Source organism: Streptomyces hygroscopicus subsp. hygroscopicus (genome assembly GCF_030269125.1).
Lineage (GTDB): Bacteria > Actinomycetota > Actinomycetes > Streptomycetales > Streptomycetaceae > Streptomyces > Streptomyces hygroscopicus_C.
Map to the genome: position 1 here is coordinate 146,668 of NZ_BSSM01000013.1, position 21,544 is coordinate 168,211.

Here is a 21,544-nt window from a genome sequence, read left to right on the forward strand (position 1 = left end):
TCCGATGTCTGGAGTCCGGACATGACCAGCACCATCGCAGAGACAGCCATAACCCCCGGTACGACGTCCGAGGTCGAACTCCTCATCGGCGGGATGACCTGCGCGTCCTGCGCGGCCCGGGTGGAGAAGAAGCTCAACCGGATGGACGGCGTCAGCGCCACCGTCAACTACGCCACCGAGAAGGCGAAGGTCCACTACGGCGCGGGCGTCGAGGTCGCCGACCTGATCGCCACCGTCGTCAAGACCGGGTACACCGCCGAGGAACCCGCCCCGCCGCGGCCCGAACCCGAGGCCGCGACCGCGGCCCCGGGGTCCGCCGGGCAGGACCCCGAACTCGGCGCCCTGCGCCACCGTCTGCTCGTCTCCGCGCTGCTCGCCGCCCCCGTCGTGCTGCTCGCGATGATCCCGGCCCTCCAGTTCGACAACTGGCAGTGGCTCTCCCTCACCCTCGCCGCGCCCGTCGTCGTCTGGGGCGGCGCGCCCTTCCACCGCGCCGCCTGGACCAACGCCCGGCACGGCGCGGCCACCATGGACACCCTGGTCTCGGTCGGCACGCTGGCCGCGTTCGGCTGGTCGCTGTGGGCGCTGTTCTTCGGCCACGCCGGGATGACCGGCATGCACGACGAGTTCCGCCTCACCGTCTCCCGCATGGACGGCGCCTCCACCATCTACCTGGAGGTCGCCTCCGGCGTCGTCGCGCTGATCCTGCTCGGCCGCTACCTGGAGGCCCGCTCCAAGCGGCGCGCGGGAGCGGCCCTGAAGGCCCTGCTGGAGCTGGGCGCCAAGGACGTGGCGGTGCTGCGATACGAGGAGGGCGAGCGCGAAGCGCTCTCCTCTGAGGGCGGCGACGGGAGACGGGTGGGCGGCCGCGAGGTGCGCGTGCCCGTCTCCTCCCTCGCGGTCGGCGACTGGTTCGTCGTACGGCCCGGCGAGAAGGTCGCCACCGACGGCACCGTGGTCGAGGGCGTCTCCGCGGTCGACGCCTCCATGCTGACCGGCGAGTCGGTGCCGGTGGACGTCGGCCCCGGCGACAAGGTCACCGGCGCCACGGTCAACGCGGGCGGCCGGCTCGTCGTGGAGGCCACCCGGGTCGGCGCCGACACCCAGCTCGCGCGCATGGCCAGGCTGGTCGAGGACGCGCAGAGCGGCAAGGCCGAGGTGCAGCGGCTCGCCGACCGCGTCTCCGCCGTGTTCGTGCCCGTGGTCATCCTGATCGCGCTCGCCACCTTCGGCGTCTGGCTCGGCGTCACCGGGGACGCGGTCGCCGCGTTCACCGCGGCCGTCGCCGTGCTGATCATCGCCTGCCCCTGCGCGCTGGGCCTCGCCACGCCGACCGCGCTGATGGTCGGCACGGGGCGCGGCGCCCAGCTCGGCATCCTGATCAAGGGCCCGGAGGTCCTGGAGTCCACGCGCCGCGTCGACACCGTCGTCCTGGACAAGACCGGCACCGTCACCACCGGCCGGATGACCCTCCAGGCGGTGTACGCCGCGGACGGCGAGGACGAGAAGGAGCTGCTGCGCCTCGCGGGTGCCCTGGAGCACGCCTCCGAGCACCCCGTCGCCCGCGCCGTCGCGACCGGCGCCGAGGAGCGCACCGGCGCCCTTCCCTCGGTCGAGCACTTCGAGAACGTCCCCGGGCGGGGTGTGCGCGGGCGCGTGGACGGGCGCGAGGTGGCCGTGGGGCGCCTGTACGACGACGTCCCCGAGGAGCTGGCCCGCGCGGCTCGCGAGGCCGAGCGCGAGGGCCGTACGGCCGTCCTGGCGGGCTGGGACGGGCGGGCCCGCGGGGTCCTCGCGGTCGCCGACGCGGTCAAGGAGACCAGCGCCGAGGCGATCCGCGAGCTGCGCGCCCTCGGACTGACACCGGTGCTGCTCACCGGGGACAACCGGACGGTCGCCGAGTCGGTCGCCAAGGCCGTCGGCATCGACGCCGAGCACGTGTACGCCGAGGTGCTGCCCGAGGACAAGGTGGACGTCGTGCGGCGCCTCCAGGGCGAGGGCCGCGCGGTGGCCATGGTCGGCGACGGGGTCAACGACGCGGCCGCCCTCGCGACCGCCGACCTGGGCCTCGCGATGGGCACCGGCACGGACGCCGCGATCGAGGCCGGCGATCTGACGCTGGTCCGCGGCGACCTGCGGACGGCCTCGGACGCCATCCGGCTGTCCCGACGGACGCTGGCCACCATCAAGGGCAATCTCGTGTGGGCGTTCGGCTACAACGTGGCCGCGCTGCCGCTGGCCGCCGCGGGGCTGCTGAACCCGATGATCGCGGGCGCCGCGATGGCGTTCTCCTCGGTGTTCGTGGTCACCAACAGCCTGCGGCTGCGCCGGTTCCGCTGATGGTCCCGCCGAACTCGGGACCAAAGTCCCCCTAGAGACGGGCGCGAGCCTCACATAAGCTCTTCACAAGGCTCGCGCATCATCCTTACGCCTGGGCCCCGTTCGCCGTATCGGGGCCCTTGCGCATTAAAGGGACATATGCAAGAGACGCAGATCACAGTGATGTGAACCTAACCATCGAAGGGGTTCGAAGGTCTAAGTTGGCGATGTCGGATCGGCGTCTTGGGGGGCGCTGACCCGGCGTCTGGGGATGTCTTGGGGGACGTCCCCGGAGATGCGTTGCCGGGGCACGTACACCGGGAAGCTTTGAGCGGCCCTCCCGGCGTGCCTGTCCCGGCAGACCGCACATCGACAGCGATTCAGGCGCTGTCCTCTCCGAGCGCCCGGCCCGGATCCCGTGGGGGGAATCCGCACCGGGACATGAGAAGGCGCCCTGGTCGTCGGCCCGTGGGGGGACCGGCGTCTCAGGGCGCCTTCTTCTCTGCCTCGTCCCAGGCAGCGCGTCTCCGGCTCAGCGGGCCTCGACCGGCACGAAGTCGCGCTCGACCACGCCCGTGTAGATCTGGCGGGGACGGCCGATGCGGGAACCCGGCTCCTTGATCATCTCGGTCCACTGGGCGATCCAGCCCGGCAGGCGGCCGAGGGCGAACAGGACCGTGAACATCTCGGTCGGGAAGCCCATGGCCCGGTAGATCAGACCGGTGTAGAAGTCGACGTTCGGGTAGAGGCTGCGCGAGACGAAGTAGTCGTCGGAGAGCGCGTGCTCCTCCAGCTTGAGAGCGATGTCCAGCAGCTCGTCGGACTTGCCGAGGGCCGAGAGGACGTCGTGCGCGGCGGCCTTGATGATCTTGGCGCGCGGGTCGAAGTTCTTGTAGACCCGGTGGCCGAAGCCCATCAGGCGGACGCCGTCCTCCTTGTTCTTCACCTTGCGGATGAAGGTGTCGACGTCGCCGCCGCTCTCCTTGATGCCCTCCAGCATCTCCAGGACGGACTGGTTGGCGCCGCCGTGCAGCGGGCCCCACAGCGCCGAGATGCCGGCGGAGATCGACGCGAACATGTTGGCCTGCGAGGAGCCGACGAGGCGGACCGTCGAGGTCGAACAGTTCTGCTCGTGGTCGGCGTGCAGGATCAGCAGCTTGTCCAGCGCGGAGACGACGACCGGGTCCAGCTCGTACTCGTCGGCCGGGACCGAGAAGGTCATGCGCAGGAAGTTCTCGACGTAGCCGAGGTCGTTGCGCGGGTAGACGAACGGGTGACCGATCGACTTCTTGTACGCGTACGCCGCGATCGTCGGCAGCTTGGCGAGCAGCCGGATCGTGGAGAGGTTGCGCTGCTTCTCGTCGAACGGGTTGTGGCTGTCCTGGTAGAAGGTGGACAGCGCCGAGACGACCGAGGACAGCATGGCCATCGGGTGGGCGTCGCGCGGGAAGCCCTTGTAGAAGTTCTTGACGTCCTCGTGCAGCAGCGTGTGCCGCGTGATGTCGCCCTTGAACGTCGTCAGCTCGTCCACGGTGGGCAGCTCGCCGTGGATCAGCAGGTACGCCACCTCCAGGAAGGTGGAGCGCTCGGCCAGCTGCTCGATGGGGTAGCCGCGGTAGCGGAGGATGCCCGCCTCGCCGTCGAGGTAGGTGACCGCGGATTTGTAGGCGGCCGTGTTGCCGTACCCGCTGTCGAGGGTCACCAGCCCGGTCTGGGCGCGCAGCTTCCCGATGTCGAAGCCCTTGTCACCGACGGTGCTGTCGACCACCGGGTAGGTGTACTCGCCGTCGCCGTACCGCAGTACTACAGAGTTGTCGCTCACGTCTTCCCTCACCGACGTAGTGCCTCATCTTCGAGGTGCCCTGACTGTCTCTACCATCCCCCATTTGGCTCAGGAGAGTGCACTCGGGGTCGACCATTGGGCCTATTGACGGCACTCAGTGCCGTCAGCCTGCCTATCCTGCCCCCTCGGAGAGGCATCTGGAAGTGCTCTGTGACCTTCACGACTCATTTGATCGATCATTTTTCGGGAGGAGCCGGAAGTCCAGGGCCGTACACCGCCGTCCGGCGGACACGGTGCGCACCGCCTGACCGATCGCGCGGCGCGACCCGACGAGGACGACCAGCCTCTTCGCCCGCGTCACGGCGGTGTACAGCAGGTTCCGCTGCAACATCATCCATGCTCCCGTGGTGACGGGAATCACCACGGCGGGATACTCGCTTCCCTGTGACCGGTGGATGGTCACCGCGTACGCATGGGCGAGTTCGTCCAGTTCGTCGTACTCATACGGAACCTCCTCGTCCTCGTCCGTCAGCACCGTCAGCCGCTGGTCGACCGGGTCGAGCGCGGTGACGACGCCCACGGTGCCGTTGAAGACCCCGTTCTTCCCCTTCTCGTAATTGTTGCGAATCTGGGTCACCTTGTCGCCGACCCGGAAGACCCGCCCGCCGAACCGCTTCTCGGGCAGGTCGGGGCGGGCGGGGGTGATGGCCTGCTGGAGCAGCCCGTTGAGCACTCCCGCGCCCGCCGGCCCCCGGTGCATCGGCGCGAGCACCTGCACGTCGCGCCGCGGGTCGAGCCCGAACCTGGCCGGGATCCGCCGTGCCGCCACGTCCACGGTGAGCCGCCCCGCCGCCTCCGTGTCGTCCTCCACGAACAGGAAGAAGTCCTTGAGCCCGTCGGTGAGCGGGTGCTGCCCCGCGTTGATCCGGTGCGCGTTGGTGACGACGCCGGACTGCTGGGCCTGGCGGAAGACGCGGGTGAGGCGGACGGCGGGGACGGGGCTGTTCTCGGCGAGGAGGTCCCTGAGCACTTCCCCCGCGCCGACGCTGGGCAGCTGGTCGACGTCCCCGACGAAGAGCAGGTGCGCCCCGGGCGGTACGGCCTTCGCCAGCTTGTTGGCGAGGAGCAGGTCCAGCATGGACGCCTCGTCCACGACGACGAGGTCGGCGTCGAGCGGCCGCTCCCGGTCGTACGCCGCGTCTCCCCCCGGCTTCAGCTCCAGCAGCCGGTGCACGGTGGACGCCTCGGCCCCGGTCAGCTCGGCCAGCCGCTTGGCGGCGCGGCCGGTCGGCGCGGCGAGCAGCACCTTGGCCCGTCTGGCGCGGGCCAGCTCCACGATGGACCGGACGGTGAACGACTTGCCGCAGCCGGGGCCGCCGGTGAGCACGGCGACCTTCCGGGTGAGCGCGAGCCTGACGGCGGCTTCCTGCTCGGGGGCGAGGTCGGCACCGGTGCGCCGCCGGAGCCAGCCGAGGGCCTTGTCCCAGTCCACGTCCCGGAAGCCGGGCATGCGGTCCTGGTCGGTGCGCAGGAGGCGGAGCAGCTGGGAGGAGAGGGAGATCTCGGCGCGGTGGAAGGGGACGAGGTAGACGGCGGTGACGTCTTGTTCGCCGCCGGCGGGCCCCGGGACCTTCTCCCGTACGACCCCTGGATCCTCTCCCCCTTCCCCCTCCCGGGCCAGCTCGGCCAGGCACTCGATGACGAGCCCGGTGTCGACCTGGAGCAGTTTGACGGCGTCGGCGATGAGCCGTTCCTCGGGCAGGTAGCAGTTGCCCTGGTCGGCGGACTGGGAGAGGGCGTACTGGAGACCGGCCTTGACGCGCTCGGGGCTGTCGTGGGGGATGCCGACGGACTGGGCGATCTTGTCGGCGGTGAGGAAGCCGATGCCCCAGACGTCGGCGGCGAGCCGGTAGGGGTTCTTCCTGACGACGTCGATCGACGCGTCCCCGTACTTCTTGTAGATCCGCACGGCGATGGAGGTGGACACCTCGACGGTCTGGAGGAAGAGCATGACCTCCTTGATCGCCTTCTGCTCCTCCCACGCCTCGGCGATCTTCTTCGTCCGTTTGGGCCCGAGTCCCGGGACCTCGATCAGCCGCTCGGGCTCCTCCTCGATGACGCGGAGGGTGTCGATGCCGAAGTGCCGCGTGATCCGGTCGGCGAAGACGGGCCCGATCCCTTTGACGAGCCCCGAGCCGAGGTAACGCCGCATGCCCTGAACGGTGGCGGGGAGGACGGTCGAGTAGTTCTCGACCTGGAACTGCCTCCCGTGCTGGGGATGCGTCCCCCACCGCCCCTCCATCCGCAGGGACTCCCCGACCTGGGCGCCGAGCAGCGCACCGACGACGGTGAGCAGCTCCCCGGCGCCCCTGCCGGTGTCGACCCGGGCAACGGTGTACCCGTTCTCCTCGTTGGCGTACGTGATCCGCTCCAGCACACCTTCCAGCACGGCCGTCCGCCGCTCACCGGTGTGGGTCCCCGCCTGTTGCGCCATGGGTCGACGGTAGCGGTGGGGTGTGACAGGGGTGGAGGCCGGGCGGGTCGGCGGCCCTCGCGGCCGAACTTTCGTGAGCGTGCGATGCGAAGCTGCGGCATTTTCTTCCGGCATATGCAACCTCTGGCGATGCGGCTCGTTGATCACGTCGTACGACAGGAGGGAGTGTCGATGGTCGGCTCGTCGCACGAGGCGTTGCACAGGATCTTCCAGAAGGATCCGACCTTGTTGACGCAGGCGTTGCAGCGGGTGCTGCACGTGCCGTTCCCCAAGCCGCGGGAGATCGCGGCGCTGAACGTGGACCTCACCGAGATCGAACCGATCGAGCGGCGAGTGGACACGCTGATGCGGGCGGAGACGGACGAGGGCACGTATCTGCTGGTGGTGGAGTCACAGGGGAAGGTGGACGACCGGAAACGGGGCAGTTGGCCTTACTACCTCGCCTACTTGTACGAGAAGTACCGCTGCGAACCGGTGCTGATCGTGATCACGCAGAGCAGTACGACCGCCGAGTGGGCATCGCGGCCCATCCGGTTCGGGTTACGCGACTGGCACTCGATGACGGTGCGTCCGTTGGTGCTGGGGCCGGACAACGTGCCGATGATCACCGACGCGGACCGGGCCGGCCGGGACCCGTCCCTCGCGGTCCTCTCGGCCATGACACACGGACGTGGACCGCAGACTCCGGCCATACTGGAATCCCTGGTAGCCGCCCTGAAGACCATCGACTACGACACCGCCGCGGTCTACGCGCAGTTCGTCGACTCCTGCCTGACCTACCCCCAGGCGAAGCAGATGTGGAGGGACTTGATGAAGACGGTCCAGTACTTCTGGCGCCACCCCCTGGCAGAACAGGTACGGGAGGAGGGGCGCGAGGAAGGCCGCGAGGAGGGGCGCGAGAAAGGTCGCGAGGAAGGGCTCATCGAGGCCTCCCGGCGGATGACCCTCCGCATTCTCGAATCACGCCGCATCCCCATCCCCGACACCGCCCGCGAACGCATCGAGACCTGCACCGACCTCGACCGGCTGGAGACCTGGGCCGAACGCGCCGTCCACGCGACCGACGCCCACGAGCTGTTCACCGACGAGTGAGGGACCGTCAGGCCGAAGACCGGGGAGTGACCCACGTGGGACGAATCCAGTACTTCTGGCGCCACCCCCTGGCCGAACAGGTACGAGAGGAGGGGCGCGAGGAAGGCCGCGAGGAAGGCCGCGAGGAAGGGCTCATCAAGGGCTCCCGCCGGATGACCCTCCGCATCCTCGAATCACGCCGCATCCCCATCCCCGACACCGCCCGCGAACGCATCGAGACCTGCACCGACCTCGACCGACTGGAGACCTGGGCCGAACGCGCCGTCCACGCGACCGACGCCCACGAGCTGTTCACCGACGAGTGAGGGACCGTCAGGCCGAAGACCGGGGAGTGACCCACGTGGGACGAATCCAGTACTTCTGGCGCCACCCCCTGGCCGAACAGGTACGAGAGGAGGGGCGCGAGGAAGGCCGCGAGGAAGGCCGCGAGGAGGGGCTCATCAAGGGCTCCCGCCGGATGGCCCTCCGCATCCTCGAATCACGCCGCATCCCCATCCCCGACACCGCCCGCGAACGCATCGAGACCTGCACCGACCTCGACCGGCTGGAGACCTGGGCCGAACGCGCCGTCCACGCGACCGACGCCCACGAGCTGTTCACCGACGAGTGAGGAACCGTCAGGCCGCTCGGCCCGGCAGGGGCACGCCCCCGCGAAGAACGTCAAGGCACCGACTCCGTCCAGCCACCGCTCGCACCCCGCCCCCGCCGGCTGCGCCCCCTGGTGGTCGCCGCACGCTGATCGCCGATCACCAGGGGCACCCCCCCCCCACCCCAGCCGACACATTCGCGCCAGGTCACGATTGCGTTTCGGCCACCTCAAACCCCCTTGCCACCGCCCGTGTAATCGATTCCAATCATTTCTCGCGTCTCGATGTAATCGATTCCAAGCGTCACGAGTTCACAAGGAGGTGGGCCGGAGGTGGCGAGCATCAAGGATGTCGCCGCCGTGGCGGGCGTGTCCGTCGCGACGGTCTCGCGGGTGCTGAACGCGCATCCGTCCGTGAGTGCGGAGACCCGTGCCCGGGTGCTGGCCGCCGTGGAGTCGCTCGGGTACCGGCCGAACGCCGTGGCGCGTTCGCTGCGGACCGATCAGACCCACACCCTCGGCCTCGTCATCAGCGACGTGCTGAACCCCTACTTCACCGAGCTGGCCCGCTCCGTGGAGGAGGAGGCCCGTTCGTGCGGATACAGCGTGATCATCGGGAACGCCGACGAGCGGCCCGATCTGCAGGACCATCACGTACGGAACCTGCTCGACCGGCGGATCGACGGGCTGCTGGTGTCCCCGACCGACGGCGGGTCGCCGCTGATGCTGGACGCCGCCCGCGCCGGTACCCCCATGGTGTTCGTGGACCGCTGGATCCCCGGCGTCGACGTCCCCGTCGTACGCGCCGACGGCCGGACCGCCGTACAGGACCTCGTCTCCCACCTGTACCGCCTCGGGCACCGGCGGGTCGCGATCATCGCCGGACCCGCCGCGACCACCACCGGCAGCGAGCGCGTCGAGGCGTTCCGCGCCGCGCTGGCCTCCTACGGACTCCCCCTCCCCGACGTCTACATCGGCCAGGGCGACTTCCAGGCCGCCAGCGGGCGCCGCGTCACCGAGGGTTTCCTCGATCTTCCCGAACCGCCGGACGCCGTCTTCGCGGCCGACAACCTGATGGCGCTCGGCGCCCTGGACGCCATCCGCGCGCGCGGGCTGCGGGTGCCGGACGACATCGCGCTGGCCGCGTTCGACGACATCCCGTGGTTCGTGCACACCGATCCCCCGGTCACCGCGATCGCCCAGCCCACCGGCGAGCTGGGCCGGGCCGCCGTACGCGCCCTGGTCGACCGGATCGAGGGACGGCCGACCGCGTCCGTCACCCTCACCGCCCGGCTCGTCGTGCGCCGCTCCTGCGGCGAGGCCGGCCAGACCGGTGAAGCCGGTGAAGCCGGTCAGGACGGTGGGATCCCGGAGCAGACCCGGGTCGTCCCCGTGCCCGCATCCCCCACCCCGCCCCTCCCCCCAGTGCAAAGGAGCACGACGTGAGCAACCCGGACGAGTTGCTGCGCATCGAGGGCATACGCAAGACCTTTCCCGGCGTGGTCGCGCTCGACGGTGTCGACTTCGACCTGCGCCGGGGCGAGGTGCATGTGCTGCTCGGTGAGAACGGCGCCGGCAAGAGCACGCTCATCAAGATGCTTTCCGGCGCCTACACGCCCGACGCCGGGCGCATCCTCGTCGGCGGCCGGGAGGTGCGCATCCACGGTGCGCAGGACTCCGAGCGGCTCGGGATCGCCACCATCTACCAGGAGTTCAACCTGGTGCCGGACCTGACCGTCGCCGAGAACATCTTCCTCGGCCGGCAGCCGCGCCGGTTCGGGATGATCGACCGCAAGCGGATGGAGGCCGAGGCCGCCGAGCTCCTGGAGCGGGTCGGTGTGCGGGTCTCACCGCGTGCCCGGGTGCGTGAACTGGGCATCGCCCGGCTCCAGATGGTGGAGATCGCCAAGGCGCTGAGCCTGGACGCGCGGGTGCTCGTCATGGACGAGCCGACCGCCGTGCTGACCTCGGAGGAGGTCGAGAAGCTCTTCGCCATCGTGCGGCAGCTGCGCGAGGACGGGGTGGGCATCGTCTTCATCACCCATCACCTCGACGAGATCGCCGCCCTGGGGGATCGCGTCACCGTCATCCGGGACGGCAGGAGTGTCGGGCAGGTGCCCGCCTCCACCGCCGAGGACGAGCTGGTGCGGCTCATGGTCGGACGCTCCATCGAGCAGCAGTACCCGCGCCGACGCCCGGACCGGGGCGCCGCGTTGCTCAGTGTCGAGGGGCTGACCCGCGACGGCGTCTTCCACGACGTGAGCTTCGAGGTGCACGCGGGCGAGGTCGTCGGCATCGCCGGTCTGGTCGGCGCCGGGCGCACCGAGGTCGTGCGGGCCGTGTTCGGCGCGGACCCCTACGACGAGGGGACCGTGAAGGTCGGCGGCGACGCGCTGCGGCGCTCCGACGTGAACGCCGCGATGGCGGCCGGGATCGGGCTCGTCCCCGAGGACCGCAAGGGCCAGGGCCTCCTGCTGGACGCCTCGGTCGAGGAGAACCTGGGGCTCGTGACCATGCGCGCGGCGACCCGCGCCGGACTGGTCGACCGCAGGGCGCAGCATGTCGCGGCCGAGAGGATCGCCGGTCAGCTGGGCGTGCGGATGGCCGGGCTCGGCCAGCACGTGCGCACGTTGTCGGGCGGCAACCAGCAGAAGGTCGTCATCGGCAAGTGGCTGCTGGCCGACACCCGGGTGCTGATCCTGGACGAGCCGACGCGCGGCATCGACGTCGGCGCCAAGGTCGAGATCTACCAGCTGATCAACGAGCTGACGGCCGCCGGCGCCGCCGTGCTGATGATCTCCAGCGATCTGCCCGAGGTGCTCGGCATGAGCGACCGGGTGCTGGTGATGGCCCAGGGCCGGATCGCCGGAGAACTCGCGGCCGACGAGGCCACCCAGGACGCCGTGATGGCACTCGCCGTTTCCAGCCCCACCAGCGAGAACCCCACCACCGACAACACCGCGAAGGAGGCCACCCGTGGCCACTGACACGCTCAAGAGCACGACGGGAGCGAGTGGCGCCCCGGGCGGCCTGCGCCGGCTGCTGCTCGACAACGGCGCGCTGACCGCGCTGATCGTCCTGGTCATCGCCCTGTCGGCGCTGTCCGGCGACTTCCTGACGACGGACAACCTGCTCAACATCGGCGTCCAGGCGGCCGTGACGGCCATCCTGGCCTTCGGTGTCACCTTCGTGATCGTGGCGGCGGGCATCGACCTGTCCGTGGGCTCGGTGGCCGCGCTGTCGGCGACGGTGCTGGCGTGGAGCGCCACCCAGCACGGGGTGCCGGTCGCGCTGGCCGTCGTCCTCGCGGTCGCCACGGGCGTCGCGGCCGGTCTGGTGAACGGTTTCCTCATCGCCTACGGCAAGCTGCCCCCGTTCATCGCGACGCTCGCCATGCTGTCGGTGGGGCGCGGTCTGTCGCTGGTGATCTCCGGTGGTGTGCCGATCCCGTTCCCGGACTCGGTGTCGCACCTCGGCGACACGCTCGGCGACTGGCTGCCGGTGCCGGTCCTGGTCATGGTCGTGATGGGCCTGCTGGCCGCGTTCGTGCTCGGCCGCACCTACATCGGCCGCTCGATGTACGCGATCGGCGGCAACGAGGAGGCGGCGCGCCTGTCGGGCCTGCGGGTCAGGAAGCAGAAGCTCGCGATCTACGCCCTGTCCGGTGTGTTCGCGGCCGTGGCGGGCATCGTGCTGGCCTCCCGGCTCTCCTCCGCGCAGCCGCAGGCCGCCGACGGCTACGAACTGGACGCCATCGCGGCCGTCGTCATCGGCGGTGCCTCGCTCGCGGGCGGCACCGGCAAGGCGTCCGGCACCCTGGTCGGCGCGCTGATCCTCGCGGTGCTGCGCAACGGCCTCAACCTGCTGAACGTCTCCGCGTTCTGGCAGCAGGTCGTCATCGGTGTCGTCATCGCGCTGGCGGTACTGCTCGACACGGTGCGCCGCAAGGCGGGTGCCACCCCGGTGACCACCGGTGGCGGCGGCAACAAGGGCAAGCAGGCGGCGACGTACGGGCTCGCGGCCGTGGTGACCGTGGCGATCGTCGGTGCGACCTCCTTCCTGCACAGCGGCTCCTCGTCCTCGGCCGAGCCGAAGATGGGCCTGTCGCTGTCGACCCTCAACAACCCGTTCTTCGTGCAGATCCGCTCCGGCGCGCAGGCCGAGGCGAAGAAGCTGGGCGTGGACCTGACGGTCACCGACGCGCAGAACGACGCCTCGCAGCAGGCCAACCAGCTCCAGAACTTCACCAGTTCGGGCCTGGACGCGATCATCGTCAACCCGGTGGACTCGGACGCGGCGAGCAACTCGGTCAAGGCCGCCGACAAGGCGGGGATCCCGGTCATCGCGGTCGACCGCGGCGTCAACAAGGCCGATGTGGACGCCCTGGTGGCCTCGGACAACATCGCCGGCGGTGAGCTGGCGGCGAAGACGATCGCCGAGAAGCTGGGCGGCAAGGGCAAGATCGTGATCCTCCAGGGTCAGGCGGGCACCTCGGCGGCGCGTGAGCGGGCGCAGGGCTTCGCCGACGGCCTGAAGGCGTACCCGGGCATCGAGGTGGTCGCGCAGCAGCCCGCCGACTTCGACCGGACCAAGGGCCTCGACGTGATGTCGAACCTGCTCCAGGCCCACCCGGACGTGCAGGGCGTCATCGCCGCCAACGACGAGATGGCCCTCGGCGCGATCAAGGCGCTGGGTTCCAAGGCCGGTACGTCGGTGCCGGTGGTCGGGTTCGACGGCACCCCGGACGGCCTGAACGCGGTCAAGACGGGCACGCTGTACGCCTCGGTCGCCCAGCAGCCGACCCAGCTCGGGCGGATCGCCGTGGACAACGCGCTCAAGGCGGCCCAGGGCAAGAAGGTCGAACAGGTGGTCAAGGTGCCGGTGAAGGTGGTCACGAAGGACAACGTGGCCGGGTTCAACGGCTGACGAAGAAGGCGAAGGGGACCCGGGCGGACGGTCGTACACCATGGAGGCACCATGGAGGGCGGCCGTCCGCCCCGGTTCGTTCCTCGGGTTCATGGGTTTCATGGGAGTCAACTGATGTACGACTACGACCTGTTGGTCGTGGGTTCGGCCAACGCCGACCTGGTGATCGGTGTCGAGCGGCGGCCGGCCGCCGGCGAGACGGTGCTCGGCGGCGACCTGTCCACGCACCCCGGCGGCAAGGGCGCCAACCAGGCGGTCGCCGCGGCCCGGCTCGGGGCCCGTACGGCCCTGCTGGCGCGTGTCGGCGACGACGGCCACGGCCGGCTGCTGCTCGACTCCCTGTGCTCGGCCGGGGTCGACCCCGCGGGCGTGCTGACGGGCGGGGCGCCGACCGGGGTCGCGCTGATCACCGTCGATCCGTCCGGGGACAACAGCATCGTGGTGTCGCCGGGCGCGAACGCCCGCCTCACCCCGGCGGACGTCCGGGCGGCGGGGGGCCTGCTGCGCTCCTCCCGCGTGGTCTCCGCCCAGCTGGAGATCCCGCTGGAGACGGTCGTGGAGGTGGTACGGAACCTGCCCTCCGGCACCCGCTTCGTCCTCAACCCCTCCCCGCCGCGCCCGCTGCCCGCCGAGGTACTGGCCGCCTGCGATCCGCTGATCGTGAACGAGCACGAGGCGCGGGTGATCCTCGGCGGCAGCGACAGCGACACCCGCACCGGGAGCGGGATCGGCGAGGACCCCGAGGACTGGGCGCGCGGGCTGCTGGCCATGGGCCCGCGCTCGGTCGTGGTCACGCTCGGCGCGCGGGGCGCCCTGGTGTACGACGGCTCGGGCGCGACCCGGGTGGCGTCGGTGAAGGTCGACGCGGTGGACACCACCGGCGCGGGCGACGCCTTCACGGCCGCCCTGGCCTGGAGGCTGGGCGCGGGGGCGGACCTCGCGGAGGCGGCGGCGTACGCGGCCCGTGTCGGCGCGGCGGCCGTGACGAAGCCGGGTGCGCAGGAGTCGTACCCGACGGCCGAGGAGGTCGGACGGCTGTGAAGAGGTCGGGCATCCTGAACCGCCATCTGGCGGGGGCGCTGGCCGAGTTGGGGCACGGGGACGAGGTCCTGGTGTGCGACGCGGGCATGCCGATCCCGGCCGGGCCGCGCGTGGTGGACCTCGCCTTCCGTGCCGGAGTGCCGTCCTTCGCGGAGGTCTTCGCCGGTCTGCTGGACGAGCTGGTGATCGAGGGGGCCACGGCCGCGGAGGAGTTGCGCGGTCCTCATCTGGACCTGCTGGAACGGCAGTTCGGTCGGGTGGACCTCGTACCGCACGAGCGGCTCAAGGAGTTGTCCGCGGGTGCGCGGCTGATCGTCCGCACCGGCGAGGCGAGCCCGTACGCCAATGTGCTGCTGCGGTGCGGGGTGTTCTTCTAGCGCGGTGAAGCGTGGTCGAGCGGTGGACGCCCGTGCGAAGAGTGATCGGCCGTGTCGTGAGCTTCCACGGCATGCGCCGACCTGCGCCGCCCACCCGGACCCACCGGGACGCGTGGCGGCCGCAGCACTCCAACGACCCTTCCCCGAAAGGGCATTGAGAGATCCGGTACGCCGGTGTTTGACTTGTCCGGTGACTGCCATCGAGGGAGCGAGCGCCTCCGACCAGCTCGGACCGGTGATCAGCCTGCATCGGGTCGACCACCGCAAGCGGTGGGTGAACGCCGCCTGGGCCCTGCTCATCGCCGTGCCCTCGGGCGCGCTGGGGATCTGGGGCTTATCCGCCGCCGGCGAGGGGTCCCCCGGCAGCAACCGGGCGATCGGCCTGCTGCTCGGCCTCTCGCTGGGCGCCGTGGGCGTCGCGGTGACACAGGTCCTACGGGCGCTGCGCGGCGAGCCCGGGGAGTACTTCGAGGTGCGGGAGCGTGGCCTGGTCCACGGGTCACGGCGGGGGGCCGCCGGCTGGACCTGGGACCAGGTCACCACCCTGCACGTCGAGGGCGACGCCGTGAACGCCATCGCGACCCGGCTCGGCAACGGCTACCGCATCGACATCGGCTTCGACGACGGCCGCCGGCTGCGGACGGACGGACTCGCCGGGCACGCCGCGGACCTCGGGCGCGCGCTGCTGACACGGTGCCCGCACGTCGCCCTGCGCCCGCGGGTTCCCCGGTGGGCCAGGGCGGGCGGTTGGCTTCTGGCCGGGGCGGCGGTCTGTGTGCTGGCGATCGTGGGGCAGGTCCTCTACATCGCGGACCATCCGGACCATGAACGCAGGGAACAGACCACCGCCCACATGACCACGGTGACCGATGTACCGGGCATCAGCGGGACGGGAATCGCCCTGCTGGCCATCGGCATGATGGTGTGCGCCGTCGCCGCGATCACCTTCGTCGTCCTGTTCGTGCGGGGCCTGGCGTACCGCCGGGGTTCCTCCCGCTGAGCCGGGCGGCCCGCGCCTCCAGATACCGCTGCTCGGCAAGGCTCGCGGTGGCCTTGGCGGCGCGGCGGTAGTGGTCGTACGCGCCCTCCGTGTCGCCGGTCTTCTCCAGCAGGTGGGCCCGGACGGACAGCAGCCGGTGGTGCCGGGCCATGCGGGTGTCGTCGTCCAGGGTGGCGAGGAGGGCGAGCCCGGCCCCGGGGCCGTCGGTCTCGGCGAGGGCGATGGCGCGGTTGAGGGTCACCATGGGGTTGGGCGCGATGCGTTCGAGGACGAGGTAGAGGGCGTGCACCTGGGCCCAGTCGGTCTCCTCGGCCTCGGCGGCGTCCGCGTGCGTGGCGGCGATGGCGGCCTGGAGCAGGTAGGGGCCGAGGGACGGTCCGGCGAGCGCCGTGCTGACGAGTCCGGTTCCCTCCTCGATCAGGTCGCGGTCCCAGGTCGTACGGTCCTGCTCCGCCAGCGGCACCAGGTCGCCGGACGCGGTGGTACGCGCCGCACGGCGGGCGTCGGTCAGCAGCATCAGCGCGAGCAGGCCGGTGACCTCGCCGTCCTCGGGGAGCCGGGCGTGCACGGCCCGGGTGAGCCGGACGGCCTCGCGGGCGAGGTCGGGGCGGTCGAGGCGGTCGCCCGACGAGGCGGTGTAGCCCTCGTTGAAGATCAGGTAGAGCACGTGCAGGACGACCGGCAGCCGCTCCCGGAGCAGCGCGCCGTCCGGCACGGTGAACGTGCCGCCCGCCGCCCTGACCCGCTGCTTGGCCCGGCTGACCCGGGCCGCCATCGTGGCCTCCGGCACCAGGAAGGCGCGGGCGGTCTCCGCGGTGGTCAGTCCGCCGACGGCCCGCAGGGTGAGGGCGGTCTGGGAGGCCGGGGTCAGCGCCGGATGGCAGCACAGGAACAGCAGGAGCAGGGTGTCGTCGGCGTCCGGCACCTCGCCGGGGGCGACCTCGGCGGCGCACGCGGCCTCTCGCTCCCGGCGGGCGAGGTCGCTGCGCGCCTGGTCGGCCAGGCGGCGCGAGGCGACGGTGGTCAGCCAGCCGCGCGGGCTGTCCGGCACGCCCTCGGCCGGCCACTGCGTGGTGGCGGCGAGCACGGCTTCCTGTACGGCGTCCTCGCAGTCCTCGAACCGGCCGTGCCGGCGGACGAGCGCGCCGAGGACCCGCGGCGCGAGGTCGCGCAGCAGGTCCTCGATGCGCGGTGCCGGGTTCGGTGCGCTCATGCCTCCAATTGTCCGCAGGAGAACATCACCTGGCGCACCTCGACCCCCAGGCCCTCGATCCCGGCGTCCGGGATGCGCGCGGCCAGCTCGATCGCCCGCGCCCGGTCCTCGCAGTCGACCAGGTAGAAGCCGCCCAGGTGCTCCTTGGCCTCCAGGAAGGGCCCGTCGGTGACGAACGTCCTGCCGCCGCGCACGGTGACGACGGCGGACTGCGACGGGTCGGCCAGCGCCTGCGTGGTGACCAGCTCGCCGGACTCCTTCAGCGCCTCGACGAACGCGCCGTGCCCCTCCTGGACCGCCGTCTTCTCGTCGGCGGTCAGCGCGTCCAGCACGGCGGGGTTGATGTGCAGGCCGATCAGGAACCGCATGTCGTACTCCTCGTGGTTCACGGGCCCCCGCGGGGCCCTTCACCCTGTAGTCGGAGCCGCGCCGGACTTCTTGACGTCCCGCGGCGACGGATCTTCCAGCACGATCCCCCACGTGTCGTGCTCGACGCTCCGCACCGCGGTCTCCTGGGCGCGGCGGGGCCGGTGAAGTGGGGGACACGGCGGTCACCTCGTCGCGGACCGCCGCCCTGCCGTACGCCTCGATCCACGGCGGGCCGCGGGTCTCGCGTCCCCGGCCTCGGTGTCCAGGGCGGCGAGGCCGGGGACGTCCCCGTCGGCGAACCGCCGGACGGCTTCCAGGCTGCCCCTGCCCGGACGGCCGGTGGCCCGGAAGAGACGATGGCTCGCGTGGTCCGTCCGGTGGGTCCGCGCTGTCCTGGCCGCCGGAGCAGGCCGTCGGGCGGCACCGGGCGCCGGCGCGAGCGCGGCGGGGCGGAGGCCGGGCGGTGCCGTGATCATCCGGTCAAGGGAGCACGACGGCCGCTCGGTTCACCGTTCGCGGACCCGATGAGTCGGTGGACCGGCTGGTGCCGTTCCCCGCCGGTCGGCTCCTCCTCGTCGCGGCGGCGACGACGGGAACGCGTACGGGACCGCTCCGGCCCGGCACTGCTCTCCTCCGCGGACGGCCGGACGGCCTTCGCCGGCGCCGTCGAGGGCTGCACGCACGTGCCGGGAGGCCAAACAACCCCCCGGCGCGTTCCACCCCATGGGATGAACCCGCGAACCGACACGCCCGGCACGACCTGAGCGCGGCCCCACCATGACGGTGTCTTGCCCTTCGCGACGACACCAGGAGCACAACCATGTCGCCTCAACAGGACGCCTCCGAGCCGGAACTCGCCGGACTGACGCTCGGCGATCCGCTCGACCAGCGGGTGCACAACCCGGTCGACGTGCCACCCCGGGACAACGAGTGGAGCCTGCCCGAAGGCTTCGCGTGGGTCTTCCACGGCCAGGGGAATCCCGGACTCGTCCGGCCCGTGATCATCTCCGACGGCTTCAGTCTCGGCCGGAGCGAACTCGACAAGCTCTACCAGTTCCTGGAGAGCGACTACCCCTTCATCAGCGAGCTGCGCCGCCGCGGCCGGGACGTCATCCTGCTCGGTTACAACGAGCGCACCGCCGCCATCCAGACCAACGCCCGCGCGGCCACGGCGGCGATCCTGCGCGCCGACGCCGAGAAGCTGGGCGGGGAGCGGCTGGTCGTCGGCGGGTTCAGCATGGGCGGCCTCGTCACCCGGTACGCGCTCGCCGAGCTGGAGTCACAGCGGATCGACCACCAGACGGGCACGTACTTCTCCTTCGACACCCCGCACCGCGGCGCCACCATCCCCGTCGGCGTCCAGGCGTTCTCGTACTTCATCCCGTTCCCGGGCAACGCCTTCGCCCGGCAGATGGACAGCCCGGCCGCCCGCCAGATGCTGTGGCAGCACTACGACAAGGACACCGGCAAGATCGGTGTGGCCCCGGAACGTCGGCAACTGCTGGACGAGCTGGCGCGGTTGGGCGGCTGGCCCCGCATCCCGCGCCTGCTCGGCGTCGCCAACGGACGCGGCGACGGCGTGGGCCTGCCCGAGGTACGGCCCGGTGAGACCGCGCTGCGCGTCGAGCGGATCTACCCCGGCACCACCTTCTACACCCAGGCCCAGGGCGACGACGTGACCGCCGCCTACCTCAACCGGCGCTTCCCGAAGGCGGAGAAGACGATCACGACCAACGGCTTCCCGGAGGTCGACGGCGCGCCCGGCGGCACGCTCCACACGTACCGGATCCTCGCCGACGCGCTGGAGAAGGCGGGCGGCACGGTGGACCTGCGGCACCCGGACATCTGCTTCGTGCCCACGGTCAGCGCCGTGTCGGTCCGCGACATCGGCCGGCAGGAGGACCTCTACGTGAACGTGGACGGACTCCCGCCGGACGAGAGCGACCTGGACGACTTCCTCTGCTCGTCCACGACCACCACGCACACCGCCGTCACCGGGGAACTGGGCGGCTGGCTGGTCGACCGCCTCGCCTACTGACCCGGCCCGTCCCCAGGCGGCGTGCTCCGAAGAGCGCGCCGCCGTCTCCTCGGCGCCCGGTCACCCCGGCCGCCGGCCGGTGGTCCCGCACGAGGCCGCGTCCGGGCCGGCGCGGGACGGGCCGCCGGAACCAAGGTCGCGCCCTGGCCGTCTACCAGCCCTGACGGCGAGATGCGCGACTGGAGGACGACGAGATGACCGTGACCCTGGCGGACGTGGCCGCGCGCGCCCAGGTCTCCCCCGCGACGGTGTCGCGCGTGCTGAACGGCAACTACCCGGTGGCCGCGCCGACCCGCGAGCGCGTCCTGCGCGCGGTGGACGAGCTGGACTACGTCCTCAACGGCCCCGCCAGCGCGCTCGCCGCCGCCACCTCCGACCTGGTCGGCATCCTCGTCAACGACATCGCCGACCCCTTCTTCGGGATCACGGCGAGCGCCATCCAGGCGGAGATCGGGGGCGCCGGGGGCCGGGCGGGGGGCGAACGGCTGGCGGTCGTCTGCAACACGGGCGGCTCGCCGGAGCGGGAGCTGAAGTACCTGACACTGCTGCAACGGCAGCGGGCGGCGGCGGTCGTCCTGACCGGCGGGGCGGTCGTGGACGCGCCGCACGCGGCGGCGGTCGCGGCGAAACTGCGCAAGCTGGGCGAGACCGGAACGCGGGTCGTCCTGTGCGGGCGGCCGCCGGTGCCGGACACCGGGGCGGTCGCGCTCACCTTCGACAACCGCGGAGGCGCCCGTGCGGCGACCGGGCATCTGCTCGGACTCGGGCACCGGCGGCTCGGCTGCGTCGCCGGGCCCCCGGAGCGGACCACGACACGGCACCGGCTGGCGGGGCATCGCGCCGCGCTGGCCGCGGCGGGCGTCGAGGAGGACCCGCGGTGGACCGTGTACGGGCGGTTCGACCGGCGCTCGGGGTACGAGGGCGCGAGCGAGTTGCTGCGCCGGGACCCCTCGCTGACGGCGGTGGTCGCCGCGAACGACTCCGTCGCGGTGGGGGTGTGCGCGGCGGTACGGGACCTCGGGCTGCGGATACCGGAGGACGTGTCGGTCACCGGGTTCGACGACCTCCCGTTCAGCCTCGACGTGGTACCCGGGCTCACGACGGTTCGCATACCGCTCGCCGAAGCGGGCGCACGGGCCGGCCGGATCGCCATGGGCCGGGAGGAGGCACCGGCCGGCGGGGTCGGCGAGATCGGGGGCGAACTGGTGGTGCGGGGGTCGACGGGGGCGCCGCGGGCCTCGTGAGGCACGGCCCAAGGCCCTGAGTCCCGGCCCCCGGAGACCGCGGGCCCCGCTGGACGCGGCACCCCGGCCGGACTAGCCTCGACGTGTCGGCATCTCTGACGGAGTCAGACTTCTCCGGGGGCGATCATGACCGTCCAGGACGTTCGCGCGTTCAACCGCTTCTACACGGGCGTCATCGGCGCCCTCGACTACGGCCGGCACCTCTACGCCCCCTACACGCTCACCGAGTCCCGGGTGCTGTACGAGCTGGCGCACGCCCCGCACCTGGACGCGGCGGATCTGCGGACCTCCCTGGGGCTCGACGCCGGGTATCTGAGCCGGATCCTGAACAGGTTCGAGGCCGCGGGGCTCGTCGAGCGCGGCGTGTCGGAGCGGGACACGCGGCGGCGGCGGATCACGCTCACCGCGAGCGGGCGCGAGGCCGCCGCGATGCTCGACGAGCGGGCGCGGGACTCCGTCGGGGCGCTGCTCGGGGGCGTGGCCCCGGGGGACCGGGCCCGGCTGGTGGAGGCCATGGGGACCATCCGGGACGTCCTCGGGGACGGGCGCCGCGAGGGGGCCGAGGACATCGTCCTGCGGCAGCCCCGGACCGGTGAGCTGGGGTGGATCGTGCAGCGCAACGCCGTCCTGTACGCCGCCGAGTACGGGTGGGACGCGGAGTACGAGGGGCTCGTCGCGCGGATCGTCGCGGATTTCGCGCAGGAGCACGACCCCCGGACGGAACGGGTGTGGATCGCCGAGGCGGACGGCCGCCCGGTGGGCTGTGTGATGTGCGTACGGGACGACGCGCCCGGCGCCGCGCGGCTGCGGCTGCTGCTCGTGGAGCCCGGGGCACGGGGGCGGGGCGTCGGGGACCGGCTGGTGGGCGCGGTGGTCGACTTCGCGCGCGAGGCCGGGTACCGCGAGCTGGTGCTGTGGACCAACGACGTGCTGAGCAGCGCCCGCCGGCTGTACCGGCGGCACGGCTTCGTGCTCGTCGGCGAGCGGCCGCACCACTCCTTCGGCAAGGATCTGGTCGGCCAGGACTGGCGGCTGGCGCTGCGCGAAGCGGGCGGGTGACGA

Annotated in this window: 17 protein-coding genes; 13 read left to right on the top strand and 4 right to left on the bottom strand. The window is 71.8% G+C overall.

From position 1 onward, the window contains the following. Window positions 1–21 precede the first annotated feature (21 nt). Window positions 22–2,340, top strand: a complete 2,319-nt coding sequence (locus tag QSK45_RS26895; protein ID WP_285561304.1) for a heavy metal translocating P-type ATPase — start codon at window positions 22–24, stop codon at window positions 2,338–2,340. Between the two features lie 511 nt (window positions 2,341–2,851). Here QSK45_RS26895 and QSK45_RS26900 read toward each other — a convergent pair. Beyond that, window positions 2,852–4,141, bottom strand: a complete 1,290-nt coding sequence (locus QSK45_RS26900) for a citrate synthase (RefSeq protein WP_285561305.1) — start codon at window positions 4,139–4,141, stop codon at window positions 2,852–2,854. A gap of 178 nt (window positions 4,142–4,319) precedes the next feature. Further along, complete coding sequence (gene recD2, locus QSK45_RS26905; RefSeq protein ID WP_285561308.1) at window positions 4,320–6,596, bottom strand: SF1B family DNA helicase RecD2; 2,277 nt, start codon at window positions 6,594–6,596, stop codon at window positions 4,320–4,322. 171 nt (window positions 6,597–6,767) lie between these two features. Between recD2 and QSK45_RS26910 the strand changes: the two genes are divergently transcribed. The 9 genes from QSK45_RS26910 (at window position 6,768) to QSK45_RS26950 (ending at window position 15,618) form a co-directional block, all read left to right on the top strand. Continuing rightward, window positions 6,768–7,688: a hypothetical protein gene (locus QSK45_RS26910; protein ID WP_285561496.1), complete on the top strand. Its 921-nt coding sequence runs from the start codon at window positions 6,768–6,770 to the stop codon at window positions 7,686–7,688. Between the two features lie 35 nt (window positions 7,689–7,723). Then, window positions 7,724–7,993, top strand: a complete 270-nt coding sequence (locus QSK45_RS26915; RefSeq protein WP_285561310.1) for a hypothetical protein — start codon at window positions 7,724–7,726, stop codon at window positions 7,991–7,993. Window positions 7,994–8,028: 35 nt separating this feature from the next. Further along, window positions 8,029–8,298: a hypothetical protein gene (locus tag QSK45_RS26920; protein ID WP_285561312.1), complete on the top strand. Its 270-nt coding sequence runs from the start codon at window positions 8,029–8,031 to the stop codon at window positions 8,296–8,298. A 309-nt stretch (window positions 8,299–8,607) separates the two neighbouring features. Beyond that, the gene (locus QSK45_RS26925) at window positions 8,608–9,720 is read left to right on the top strand and encodes a LacI family DNA-binding transcriptional regulator (protein ID WP_285561314.1); all 1,113 of its coding nucleotides are present in this window, start codon (window positions 8,608–8,610) and stop codon (window positions 9,718–9,720) included. Next, the gene (locus tag QSK45_RS26930; RefSeq protein WP_285561315.1) at window positions 9,717–11,261 is read left to right on the top strand and encodes a sugar ABC transporter ATP-binding protein; all 1,545 of its coding nucleotides are present in this window, start codon (window positions 9,717–9,719) and stop codon (window positions 11,259–11,261) included. Before QSK45_RS26925 ends, QSK45_RS26930 begins: the two co-directional genes overlap by 4 nt. Next, entirely contained in the window at window positions 11,251–13,200 is a 1,950-nt protein-coding gene (locus QSK45_RS26935; protein ID WP_285561319.1) for an ABC transporter permease/substrate-binding protein, read from the top strand. Before QSK45_RS26930 ends, QSK45_RS26935 begins: the two co-directional genes overlap by 11 nt. Window positions 13,201–13,314: 114 nt before the next feature. Further along, window positions 13,315–14,241 carry a ribokinase gene (locus QSK45_RS26940; RefSeq protein WP_285561321.1) on the top strand — a complete coding sequence of 309 codons (927 nt, stop codon included), beginning with the start codon at window positions 13,315–13,317 and terminating at the stop codon, window positions 14,239–14,241. Beyond that, window positions 14,238–14,618: a D-ribose pyranase gene (gene rbsD, locus QSK45_RS26945; RefSeq protein ID WP_285561323.1), complete on the top strand. Its 381-nt coding sequence runs from the start codon at window positions 14,238–14,240 to the stop codon at window positions 14,616–14,618. The genes QSK45_RS26940 and rbsD overlap by 4 nt, the downstream gene beginning before the upstream one ends. 190 nt (window positions 14,619–14,808) lie before the next feature. Next, on the top strand, window positions 14,809–15,618 hold the full coding sequence (locus QSK45_RS26950; protein WP_285561326.1) for a hypothetical protein: 810 nt from the start codon (window positions 14,809–14,811) through the stop codon (window positions 15,616–15,618). Here QSK45_RS26950 and QSK45_RS26955 read toward each other — a convergent pair. Continuing rightward, window positions 15,560–16,831, bottom strand: coding sequence for an RNA polymerase sigma factor (locus tag QSK45_RS26955; protein WP_285561327.1), 1,272 nt, complete (start codon window positions 16,829–16,831; stop codon window positions 15,560–15,562). The two genes, QSK45_RS26950 and QSK45_RS26955, sit on opposite strands and share 59 nt — an antisense overlap. Further along, the gene (locus tag QSK45_RS26960) at window positions 16,828–17,199 is read right to left on the bottom strand and encodes a YciI family protein (protein WP_285561329.1); all 372 of its coding nucleotides are present in this window, start codon (window positions 17,197–17,199) and stop codon (window positions 16,828–16,830) included. The genes QSK45_RS26955 and QSK45_RS26960 overlap by 4 nt, the downstream gene beginning before the upstream one ends. Window positions 17,200–18,020: 821 nt before the next feature. Between QSK45_RS26960 and QSK45_RS26965 the strand changes: the two genes are divergently transcribed. The 3 genes from QSK45_RS26965 to QSK45_RS26975 all read left to right on the top strand — a co-directional run bounded on the left by QSK45_RS26965 (window position 18,021) and on the right by QSK45_RS26975 (window position 21,541). After that, window positions 18,021–19,238, top strand: coding sequence for an esterase/lipase family protein (locus QSK45_RS26965; RefSeq protein WP_285561331.1), 1,218 nt, complete (start codon window positions 18,021–18,023; stop codon window positions 19,236–19,238). A 194-nt stretch (window positions 19,239–19,432) separates the two neighbouring features. After that, the gene (locus tag QSK45_RS26970; RefSeq protein ID WP_285561333.1) at window positions 19,433–20,482 is read left to right on the top strand and encodes a LacI family DNA-binding transcriptional regulator; all 1,050 of its coding nucleotides are present in this window, start codon (window positions 19,433–19,435) and stop codon (window positions 20,480–20,482) included. A 126-nt stretch (window positions 20,483–20,608) separates the two neighbouring features. Beyond that, complete coding sequence (locus tag QSK45_RS26975) at window positions 20,609–21,541, top strand: bifunctional helix-turn-helix transcriptional regulator/GNAT family N-acetyltransferase (RefSeq protein ID WP_285561334.1); 933 nt, start codon at window positions 20,609–20,611, stop codon at window positions 21,539–21,541. Window positions 21,542–21,544: the final 3 nt, after the last annotated feature.

Bases quoted from the DNA above. Each gene is read 5' to 3' on its own strand.
- QSK45_RS26895 (WP_285561304.1), top strand. From the start codon at position 22: ATGACCAGCACCATCGCAGAGACAGCCATAACCCCCGGTACGACGTCC.
- recD2 (WP_285561308.1), bottom strand. From the start codon at position 6,596: ATGGCGCAACAGGCGGGGACCCACACCGGTGAGCGGCGGACGGCCGTG.
- QSK45_RS26910 (WP_285561496.1), top strand. From the start codon at position 6,768: ATGGTCGGCTCGTCGCACGAGGCGTTGCACAGGATCTTCCAGAAGGAT.
- QSK45_RS26940 (WP_285561321.1), top strand. From the start codon at position 13,315: ATGTACGACTACGACCTGTTGGTCGTGGGTTCGGCCAACGCCGACCTG.
- QSK45_RS26955 (WP_285561327.1), bottom strand. From the start codon at position 16,831: ATGAGCGCACCGAACCCGGCACCGCGCATCGAGGACCTGCTGCGCGAC.
- QSK45_RS26960 (WP_285561329.1), bottom strand. From the start codon at position 17,199: ATGCGGTTCCTGATCGGCCTGCACATCAACCCCGCCGTGCTGGACGCG.
- QSK45_RS26965 (WP_285561331.1), top strand. From the start codon at position 18,021: ATGTCGCCTCAACAGGACGCCTCCGAGCCGGAACTCGCCGGACTGACG.
- QSK45_RS26970 (WP_285561333.1), top strand. From the start codon at position 19,433: ATGACCGTGACCCTGGCGGACGTGGCCGCGCGCGCCCAGGTCTCCCCC.
- QSK45_RS26975 (WP_285561334.1), top strand. From the start codon at position 20,609: ATGACCGTCCAGGACGTTCGCGCGTTCAACCGCTTCTACACGGGCGTC.